The following is a 9,281-nucleotide window of genomic DNA, read 5'->3' as shown; positions in this document are numbered from 1 at the left end:
TTTTTGTAACGTCGGAGATTGGCGAAATCCTCCGCGAAATCGTCCTTCTCCCCGTCACTATACGGGGAGAAGTGCCCGGCAGGGCGATGAGGGGCAGCGCAAACCTCGGGCAATTGACCGGTGGGATCCTAGCCCGTCGATACCGGCTTCAGGCGACCAGTGCATCCAGTTCCGGCAGCAGGACGACGCTTTCCTGTTCGTTGGGATCGGTGCGGGCAATGACGGCCGAAGACGGGGCGCTGCTCAGATTGGCCGGCAGATGCGGCACGCCGGCCGGAATGTAGAAGAGGTCGCCGGCCTTGACCACGATATGATGCTCGAGCCGGTCGCCGTACCAGGTGTGGACTTCGCCGGAGAGCACGTAGATCGCCGTCTCGTGGCTCTCATGCATATGCGCCTTGGCGCGTGCGCCGGGCGGCATGGTGAGCATGTGCATGCAGATGCCGGAGGCGCCGACGGTCTCGGCGGCGATGCCGGCGAAATAGGTCAATCCCTGCTTGCCTTCATAAGTGCTTTCAGGGCGGATAAGATGACAGGTGGGTTTGGGCGACATCGGGGAAACTCCGGGCGTCGATCGAGTGGGACAAGGTCAGTGGGACAGGGCCAAATGGGACAGGATAAGTGGAAAACAACATCGCGATAAAAGCAATCGGATTCCAGCCGCCGCAGGGACGGAAACAGGCAGGCGGCAGCCGATGACGGGGACTTCGCCAGCCGTCGTCGCGGCAAGCAAACTCGGACTGACCTTCCAGACCAATGACGGGCCGGTGCAGGCGCTGTCAAACGTCGATCTCACCATCGGCAAGGGGGAGTTCGTCTCCTTCATCGGCCCTTCGGGCTGCGGCAAGACCACGTTGCTGCGCGTCATCGCCGATCTGGAGAAGCCGACCTCGGGGACGATTTCGGTCAATGGCATGACAGCAGAGCAGGCGCGCGAGAAACGCGCCTATGGCTATGTTTTCCAGGCCGCCGCGCTGTTTCCGTGGCGGACGATCGAGCGCAATGTCGGGCTGCCGCTGGAGATCATGGGCCTGTCCAAGGCGGAGCAAGGCGAGCGTATCAAGCGCACGCTCGAGCTCGTCAACCTCTCTGGCTTCGAGAAGAAATATCCCTGGCAGCTCTCGGGCGGCATGCAGCAGCGCGCCTCGATTGCCCGTGCGCTGGCCTTCGATGCCGACCTGCTGCTGATGGACGAGCCGTTCGGCGCGCTGGACGAGATCGTGCGCGACCATCTCAACGAGCAATTGCTGGAATTGTGGGGACGCACCAACAAGACCATCTGCTTCGTCACCCACTCCATTCCGGAAGCCGTTTATCTGTCGACGCGCATCGTCGTCATGTCACCGCGGCCGGGCCGCGTCAGCGACATCATCGAATCGACACTGCCGAGAGAGCGGCCGCTCGACATCCGCGAGACGCCGGAGTTTCTGGCGATCGCAGCGCGCGTGCGCGACGGGCTGCGGGCAGGGCACAGCTATGATGATTGAGGGAGCAATCGACGGGCTCCCTCCTCTCCCCAACGGGGAGAGGGTGGCCGGAGCGAAGCGGAGGTCGGGTGAGGGGGCGGCCCACCGCGCCTTCGTCATCCCAGGGCACCGCGAGGCGGCGTGCGTAAAGGGAGCGGTCAACCACCCCTTCGTCATCCTAGGGCAGAGCAGGCGCGCAGCGGCCTGCGCAGACCCTAGGATCCATGCCGTGACGCCGGCCGAAAGGCGAAAACGGTTGAGAAAACAGGCCAAGCAGGGCGAGGCACAGGGAGCCTTGTTCCGCACCGTTGTGGAGCACAGAGGTAACGGCATGGATCCTAGGGTCTGCGCCGCGTCGCTTCGCTCCTTGCTTCGCCCTAGGATGACGAAGAATGGGTATGGCCGCTCTTTGCCGTTGGGCAAAGGGGAGCGCACCTAATGGACACCTTCCGCGACAAACTCATCCCCGTCACCTCGATCCTCGCTGGGGTGGTCGTGCTCTGGTATGTCTTCGCTGTCATCCTCAACGCGCCGTTCCAGCGCGATCTCGACCGTCGCGCCGGTGAGACCTCCACGTTCAGCGAACTCATCGGCAAGACGCTGTCGCAGCCGAAGCCGACATTGCCGGCGCCGCATCAGGTGGCGGTGAATTTCTTCGAGAACACCTTCCTGCGGCCTATCACCTCGAACCGCAGCCTGGTCTACAATGCCTGGGTGACGCTGTCGTCGACGCTGCTCGGCTTTGCCTTCGGCACCGCGCTCGGCATCATCATTGCGGTCGGCATTGTCCATGTGGCGACGCTCGACCGCAGCCTGATGCCGTGGATCATCGCCTCGCAGACCATTCCCATCCTGGCGGTGGCGCCGATGATCATCGTCGTGCTGGGGGCGATCGGCATCAGCGGCCTGATCCCGAAGGCGATGATCTCGACCTATCTGTCATTCTTCCCGGTGACTGTCGGCATGGTGAAGGGGCTGCGCTCACCCGAGATCATGCATCTCGACCTGATGCACACCTACAATGCCAGTCGTGCGCAAACCTTCTGGAGATTGCGTGTGCCGGCCTCGGTGCCGTTCCTGTTCACCTCGATGAAGGTGGCGGTGGCGGCAAGCCTGGTCGGCGCCATCGTCGGCGAATTGCCGACCGGTGCGGTCGCCGGCATCGGCGCCAAGCTTTTGGCGGGCGCCTATTACAGCCAGTCCATCGACATCTGGTCTGCGCTGGTTGCTGGGTCTGTGGTGGCGGCACTTCTGGTCATGGTTGTCGGCATTGCCGGGCGCCTCGTCGACCGCGCCATGGGCGGGAGGCCGGCATGAACTGGCTGAAACCCTCCTGGCAGGCGGTGTCGGCGATCGTGCTGTGCCTGATCGCGGTCGCGCTCGGCCCGATCGCCGCGCCGAAAGTGGATGCACTGGCGCAGCCCGCAGGGACGTTGATGTATCCCTATGTGGCGACGAACTGGCTGATCTTCGGCGTGCTGCTTCTCGCTGCTTTGATCTCGATGGCCAGAATACCGTCCGTCGTCGAAGCGGTTGTGCTTTTCATCGGCGCGCATCTGGCCGCCTGGCTGCTGATTGGCGGCATCACCGGCTTCGAGGGCCTGGCACGGGCGCCCTATTTCCTGCTGCTCACGGGTGCCTGGCTGCTTGGCTGGCGCTGCGTCGCCGTCCTGTCGGGCCTTCGCCCGATGGCAAGCTGGGCTCGCACCGCGCTGCGCCTGATCATCCCGGCCATCTTCGGCGCCTGGATACTGATCATCTGGGAAGCGGTGACGCGTGGCGCCGGCATTCCCTTCATCCTGTTGCCGCCGCCAAGCGCAATCGGCGCGCGCATCGCCGGTTCGCTGCCGGTGCTCGGCGCGGATGTCCGGCAGACCATCTTCAAGGCGGTGATCTTCGGCTATGTGGTGGGCAGCGGCGCCGGCTTCATCACCGCAATCCTCGCCGACCGTGTGCCGTTCCTGCGGCGCGGCCTCTTGCCTATCGGCAACATGGTCTCGGCGCTGCCGATCATTGGCGTCGCCCCGATCATGGTGATGTGGTTCGGCTTCGACTGGCAGTCCAAGGCGGCTGTTGTCATCATCATGACTTTCTTCCCGATGCTGGTGAACACGGTCGCCGGTCTGGCCGCCTCCGGCCATATGGAGCGCGACCTGATGCGCACCTATGCGTCGGGCTACTGGCCGACGCTGCTGAAGCTCAGGCTGCCGGCCGCTGCTCCCTTCATCTTCAACGCGCTGAAGATCAACTCGACGCTGGCGCTGATCGGCGCCATCGTCGCCGAGTTCTTCGGCACGCCCGTCGTCGGCATGGGCTTCCGCATCTCGACCGAGGTCGGGCGGATGAACATCGACATGGTCTGGGCCGAAATCGCAGTTGCAGCACTTGCGGGTTCGGTCTTTTATGGCGTGGTCGCTCTTGTCGAAAGAGCCGTCACGTTTTGGCATCCCTCTGTCCGTGGTGGATAGGGGCGGTGGGTTTAGGGCACTAACTTCAGAGGGTAAAAAAATGAAAAGACTGATTATTCCCGTTCTGGCCGGCGCGATGTCGCTCGCCGCGTTCCAGGCAATGGCCGCCGACAAGGTGACGTTGCAGCTGAAATGGGTCACGCAGGCTCAGTTTGCCGGCTACTATGTCGCCAAGGCAAAGGGTTTCTATGAGGCCGAAGGTCTCGACGTCGACATCAAGCCGGGCGGTCCCGATATCGCGCCCGAGCAGGTGATCGCCGGCGGCGGCGCCGATGTCATCGTCGACTGGATGGGCGGTGCGCTGGCCGCCCGCGAAAAGGGTGTGCCGCTGGTCAACATCGCCCAGCCGTTCAAGAAGGCAGGCATGGAGCTGGTCTGCCCGAAGGACGGCCCGATCAAGACCGAAGCCGACTTCAAGGGTCACACACTAGGCGTCTGGTTCTTCGGCAACGAGTATCCGTTCTACGCCTGGATGAACAAGCTCGGCCTCAAGACAGACGGCGGCCCGGACGGCGTCACCGTCTTGAAGCAGAGCTTCGACGTGCAGCCGCTGATCCAGAAGCAGGCGGATTGCATCTCGGTCATGACCTACAACGAGTACTGGCAGTTGATCGACGCCGGCTACAAGCCGGAACAGCTGACCGTGTTCAACTACTCGGCCATGGGCAACGACCTGCTTGAGGACGGGCTCTATGCGTCCGAAGACAAGCTCAAGGACCCGGCCTTCGAAGACAAGATGGTGCGTTTCGTGCGCGCCTCGATGAAGGGCTGGAAATACGCCATCGACAACAATGACGAAGCCGCTGGCATCGTCATGGACGGCGGCGGCCAGGACGAGAACCACCAGAAGCGCATGATGAGCGAAGTCGCCAAGCTGATCGACAATGCCGACGGCAAGCTCGACCCGGCGACCTACGAGCGCACCGCCAAGGCGTTGCTCGACCAGAAGATCATCACCAAGGAGCCGACCGGCGCCTACACCACCGCCATCACGGACAAGGCGGTCAAGTAAGCCTATTCGGTAACGTCTAGATATTTCAACACGGCGCCTCCGGCAGAAATGCTAGAGGCGCCGTTCCTTTATGGTGTTCATGACGAAGCTGGTCTCGATCGAGGCGACGCATTTCAGCCGCGCGATCTTTTCCTTGATGAAGCGCTCGTATTGTTCGAGGCTTCCCGTCACTACTTTCAGCACATAGTCGCGCGAACCGGTGACGAGGTGGCATTCCAGCACCTCGTCCCAGCCGCGGATCGCGTCCTCGAACATGACGATCTCGTCCTCGTTCTGGCGGCTGAGCCGGATGGTGGCGATGGCGACCATGCTCCAGCCGAAGGCTGAGGGATCGACCAGGGTGGTGTAGCCCCTGATGACGCCGGTCTCCTCCAACCGCCGCACCCGTCTCAGGCAGGGCGACGGCGACAGGCCGATCCGCTCGGCAAGCTCATTGTTGGTGATGCGGGCGTCGGCCTGCAGTTCGCGCAGGATCCTGCGGTCGAAATCATCGGCTATCTTCTGCTGCACTTTCCGTCTCTCCGGGCAATTTGTTGCGGGAATGCAGCCATGAGAGCCCAAAAATAGCAAGGACTGGCGGAACGGGATCGCATAAATTGCCGTTCACTATGTCACTCGAACAGGCAGGAAAGCTCATGACCGCGCCACGCCCGTCGAAAACCCATATCGGCAACCACAAGCTCCACCCGGAGACGCTGATGCTGAGCTATGGCTTCGATCCGCAACTTTCGGAGGGCGCGGTCAAGCCGCCGGTGTTCCTGACCTCGACCTTCGTGTTCAAGTCGGCGGAAGAAGGACGCGACTTCTTCGACTACACCTCCGGCCGCAAGGAGCCGCCGAGCGGCACGGCGTCGGGCCTGGTCTATTCGCGCTTCAACCATCCCAACAGCGAGATCGTCGAGGACCGGCTGGCGATCTATGAGGGGGCGGATGCCTGCATCCTGTTTTCATCCGGCATGTCGGCGATCGCCACCACGCTGCTCGCCTATATCAGGCCGGGCGACGTCATCCTTCATTCGCAGCCGCTTTACGGCGGCACCGAGACGCTGTTGACGCGCACGCTCTCCGGCTTCGGTATCGGCGCGGTCGGTTTCGTAGATGGCGTCGATGAGGCAGCGGTGCGCACGGCCTCCGACGCCGCCGTCGCGAAGGGCCGCGTGTCGGTCATCCTGATCGAAACGCCGTCAAACCCGACCAACAGCCTGGTCGATATCGCGCTGATGCGGAAGATCGCCGACGAGATCGGCGCTAGCCAAGGGTCGACGCCGATCGTCGTGTGCGACAACACGCTGCTCGGCCCGGTTTTCCAGCGGCCCATCGAACATGGCGCCGACGTGTCCGTCTATTCGCTGACCAAATATGTCGGCGGCCATTCCGATCTCATCGCGGGCGCCGCCATGGGCAGCAAGGCGGTCACCAAGCCGATCAAGGCGCTGCGCGGCGCGATCGGCACGCAGCTCGACCCGCATTCCTGCTGGATGCTTGGCCGCTCGCTGGAGACGCTGTCGATCCGCATGGAGCGGGCCAACGACAATGCGCGCCTGGTCGCCGAATTCCTGCGCGACCATGCCAAGGTCGAGAAGGTGCATTACCTTCCGTTCCTGGGCGAGGAAACGCCGGCTGGCCGCACCTACAGGGCGCAATGCACTGGTGCCGGCTCGACCTTCTCCTTCGATATCAAGGGCGGCGAGAAGGCGGCTTTCGCCTTTCTCAACAACCTGCAGATCTTCAAGCTGGCGGTGAGCCTGGGCGGAACGGAATCCTTGGCCAGCCACCCCGCGGCCATGACCCATTCGGGCATACCCTTCGAGGTGCGCGAACGCATCGGCGTGCTGGAGACCACGGTCAGGCTGTCGATCGGCGTGGAGCACCCGGATGATCTGATCGCCGACCTGACGCAGGCGCTGGCAGCCGTCTGACGCCGCCGGTATCGCGCGGTCCATTAGTCTGCACGTAAGTGTTACTCGCGCGCAGCCATTCGCTCTTATAAGCCTTGTGCCGATACATCCGCGCGCCGGGGAGCCGTGGCTGGATGTCATCAGCAAACGGAGATTCTCATGCGTATCCAATCCTTGGCGCCGATGCTTTCGGCACTGGCCATCTCGGTGTCCTTCCTTACGGCAGCGCCGGCCCTGGCGGAGACGGTGAAGCTGAAAGCGACGCTCGACGGCGCCCAGCAGAACCCGCCGGTGACCACGAAAGGCAAGGGCACCGCAGCTCTTACCTTCGACACGGCCACGAAGAAACTCAGCTGGAACGTCAAATATTCCGGGCTGAGCGGGCCGGCGACCGCCGGGCATATTCACGGCCCAGCCGCGATGGGTGAAAACGCCGGGGTGGCGATCCCGTTCAAGGGCAAGCTCAAGAGCCCGATCAAGGGATCGGCCGTGCTGACCGACGCGCAGGCCGCCGACCTGATGGGCGGCAAGGACTATGTCAACGTGCACACGGCAGCCAACAAGGACGGCGAAATCCGCGGACAGATCGAGACCGCCAAGTAGCGCAAGCCGCATGACAAAAAGGGGCGGGCGACCGCCTCTTTTTTTGTTTGGACTACGCCTTGTCGCGTATCTGCGTCATCGTCTTCGTCGGCGTGATCGCTTCGGGGTCGAGGCGGATTTCCACGATCGCCGGCTTGCCGCTGGCGCGGGCACGTTCGAAGGCGGGAGCGAAATCGGCGGTCTTGTCGACCGTTTCGCCATGGCCGCCATAGGCGCGGGCCAAGGCCGCGAAATCGGGGTTCTTGAGATCGGTGGCGACGACGCGGCCGGGATATTCGCGCTCCTGGTGCATGCGGATGGTGCCGTAGATGCCGTTGTTGACGACGACCACAATGATAGGCAGGTCATACTGCACGGCGGTGGCGAATTCCTGCCCGTTCATCAGGAAGCAGCCGTCGCCGGCGAAAGCGACCACGGTGCGCTCCGGGAACAGCTCCTTGGCGGCGACGGCCGCAGGCGTGCCATAGCCCATCGAGCCTGACGTCGGCGCACCTTGAGTGGCGAAGCGGCGGAAGCGGTGGAAACGATGCACCCAGGTGGCGTAGTTGCCGGCGCCGTTGGTGAGGATGGCGTCGTCGGGCAACATCTTTTCGAGGTAGTTCATGATCGGGCCCATCTGGACCGAGCCGGGGCCGCCTTCCGGTGGCGTCGACCAGTCCAGATAGGCGGCATGCAGCTTTGGCGTCTCGGCTGCCCAAGTCGGCTCCGAGGCCGGTTTGCGCTTGGCGAAAGCTTCGATGAAGGCGGACGGCGAGGCGTTGATCGCCAGTGTCGGGCGGTAGACGCGGCCGAGCTCGCCGGCGTCGGCATGGACATGCACCAGCGTCTGGTCGGGATAGGGGCTTTTCAGCAGCGTGTAGTCGGACGAGGGCATTTCGCCCATGCGGCCGCCGATCAGCAGCACGAGATCGGCCTGCTTGATCGCTGTGGCCAGCTTCGGGTTGATGCCGATGCCGACATCGCCGGCATAGTTCGGATGCAGATGATCGAACAGCATCTGGCGGCGGAAGGAGCAGCCGACCGGCAGCGACCAAGCCTCGGCGATCGTGCGCATTTGTGCAACCGCCTCGGCGTCCCAGCGCGTGCCGCCGAGGATGACGAACGGCCGCTTGGCCTTGGCCAGCAGCTTTTCCAGCGCATCGAGCTCCGCTTCGCCCGGCCGTGTCTCAACCGGCGTGTGCGGCAAGGCGATGGCCGCTTCGACGATACTGGTCAGCATGTCTTCGGGCAGCGAGATCACCACCGGGCCGGGACGGCCCGATGTCGCCACCGCGAAAGCGCGGGTGACGAATTCGGGGATGCGCGAGGCGTCGTCGATCTCGACCACCCATTTGGCGATGTCGCCGAAGAACCTCTTATAGTCCACCTCCTGGAACGCTTCGCGCTCCTTGGCGTGGCTGGCGACCTGGCCGATGAACAGGATGACGGGTATCGAATCCTGCATGGCGATGTGGATGCCGGCCGAGGCGTTGGTGGCGCCGGGGCCGCGGGTGACGAAGCAGATGCCGGGCTTGCCGGTCAGGCGGCCATGGCAATCGGCCATCATGGCGGCACCGCCTTCCTGGCGGCAGACGATGGTGCGGATCGCAGAGTCGTGCAGCGCGTCGAGCACTGCCAGATAGGATTCACCCGGCACGCAATAGATGCGGTCGGTGCCGTTGGCTTCGAGCGCGTCGACGATGAGTTGTCCGCCGGTCTTCATTGTCCAGACTTCTCCAGTTCGGCAAGGATTTCTTGCGTGTGCTCGCCCAGGCGTGGCGAGGGGCGCTCATAGACCAGCGGCGTGCCGGACATCACCATCGGCGCACGCACCGAAGGCAGAAGATTGCCATGG

At 63.5% G+C, this 9,281-nt stretch carries 9 protein-coding genes and 1 pseudogene; 6 read left to right on the top strand and 4 right to left on the bottom strand.

The annotated features are described in order from the left end of the window. Nucleotides 1-148: 148 nt before the first annotated feature. Entirely contained in the window at nt 149-553 is a 405-nt protein-coding gene (locus tag EN893_RS08525; protein WP_127270638.1) for a cupin domain-containing protein, read from the bottom strand. Nucleotides 554-695: 142 nt separating this feature from the next. Between EN893_RS08525 and EN893_RS08520 the strand changes: the two genes are divergently transcribed. The 4 genes from EN893_RS08520 to EN893_RS08500 all read left to right on the top strand — a co-directional run bounded on the left by EN893_RS08520 (nt 696) and on the right by EN893_RS08500 (nt 4,946). Then, nucleotides 696-1,487, top strand: coding sequence for an ABC transporter ATP-binding protein (locus EN893_RS08520; RefSeq protein ID WP_127272369.1), 792 nt, complete (start codon nt 696-698; stop codon nt 1,485-1,487). Nucleotides 1,488-1,904: 417 nt separating this feature from the next. Next, a complete protein-coding gene (locus tag EN893_RS08510) occupies nt 1,905-2,783 on the top strand; it encodes an ABC transporter permease (protein WP_127272550.1) in 879 nt (292 codons plus the stop codon). Further along, nucleotides 2,780-3,934, top strand: a complete 1,155-nt coding sequence (locus EN893_RS08505; protein ID WP_127272549.1) for an ABC transporter permease — start codon at nt 2,780-2,782, stop codon at nt 3,932-3,934. Before EN893_RS08510 ends, EN893_RS08505 begins: the two co-directional genes overlap by 4 nt. A gap of 40 nt (nt 3,935-3,974) precedes the next feature. Then, on the top strand, nt 3,975-4,946 hold the full coding sequence (locus EN893_RS08500) for an ABC transporter substrate-binding protein (protein ID WP_013894623.1): 972 nt from the start codon (nt 3,975-3,977) through the stop codon (nt 4,944-4,946). 51 nt (nt 4,947-4,997) lie between these two features. Here EN893_RS08500 and EN893_RS08495 read toward each other — a convergent pair whose 3' ends face one another. Then, entirely contained in the window at nt 4,998-5,456 is a 459-nt protein-coding gene (locus EN893_RS08495) for an Lrp/AsnC family transcriptional regulator (protein WP_127271209.1), read from the bottom strand. A gap of 125 nt (nt 5,457-5,581) precedes the next feature. Between EN893_RS08495 and EN893_RS08490 the strand changes: the two genes are divergently transcribed. Continuing rightward, entirely contained in the window at nt 5,582-6,865 is a 1,284-nt protein-coding gene (locus EN893_RS08490) for a cystathionine gamma-synthase family protein (RefSeq protein WP_127272547.1), read from the top strand. 138 nt (nt 6,866-7,003) lie between these two features. Continuing rightward, the gene (locus EN893_RS08485) at nt 7,004-7,447 is read left to right on the top strand and encodes a CHRD domain-containing protein (RefSeq protein ID WP_127271887.1); all 444 of its coding nucleotides are present in this window, start codon (nt 7,004-7,006) and stop codon (nt 7,445-7,447) included. Nucleotides 7,448-7,499: 52 nt separating this feature from the next. On the opposite strand, the gene EN893_RS08480 is transcribed toward EN893_RS08485, so the two are convergent. Continuing rightward, a complete protein-coding gene (locus EN893_RS08480) occupies nt 7,500-9,149 on the bottom strand; it encodes a thiamine pyrophosphate-binding protein (RefSeq protein ID WP_127272546.1) in 1,650 nt (549 codons plus the stop codon). Further along, nucleotides 9,146-9,281: pseudogene (locus EN893_RS39095) on the bottom strand (CoA transferase); the annotation flags it as partial. The gene EN893_RS08480 and the pseudogene EN893_RS39095, both read right to left, overlap by 4 nt.

This window comes from Mesorhizobium sp. M7A.F.Ca.CA.004.04.2.1, from assembly GCF_004022825.1.
GTDB lineage: Bacteria > Pseudomonadota > Alphaproteobacteria > Rhizobiales > Rhizobiaceae > Mesorhizobium.
The sequence above is the reverse complement of the archived record's forward strand: the minus strand, read 5'-3'. Positions and strand labels throughout refer to the sequence as shown.

Bases quoted from the DNA above. Each gene is read 5' to 3' on its own strand.
- EN893_RS08525 (WP_127270638.1), bottom strand. From the start codon at position 553: ATGTCGCCCAAACCCACCTGTCATCTTATCCGCCCTGAAAGCACTTAT.
- EN893_RS08520 (WP_127272369.1), top strand. From the start codon at position 696: ATGACGGGGACTTCGCCAGCCGTCGTCGCGGCAAGCAAACTCGGACTG.
- EN893_RS08510 (WP_127272550.1), top strand. From the start codon at position 1,905: ATGGACACCTTCCGCGACAAACTCATCCCCGTCACCTCGATCCTCGCT.
- EN893_RS08505 (WP_127272549.1), top strand. From the start codon at position 2,780: ATGAACTGGCTGAAACCCTCCTGGCAGGCGGTGTCGGCGATCGTGCTG.
- EN893_RS08500 (WP_013894623.1), top strand. From the start codon at position 3,975: ATGAAAAGACTGATTATTCCCGTTCTGGCCGGCGCGATGTCGCTCGCC.
- EN893_RS08490 (WP_127272547.1), top strand. From the start codon at position 5,582: ATGACCGCGCCACGCCCGTCGAAAACCCATATCGGCAACCACAAGCTC.
- EN893_RS08485 (WP_127271887.1), top strand. From the start codon at position 7,004: ATGCGTATCCAATCCTTGGCGCCGATGCTTTCGGCACTGGCCATCTCG.
- EN893_RS08480 (WP_127272546.1), bottom strand. From the start codon at position 9,149: ATGAAGACCGGCGGACAACTCATCGTCGACGCGCTCGAAGCCAACGGC.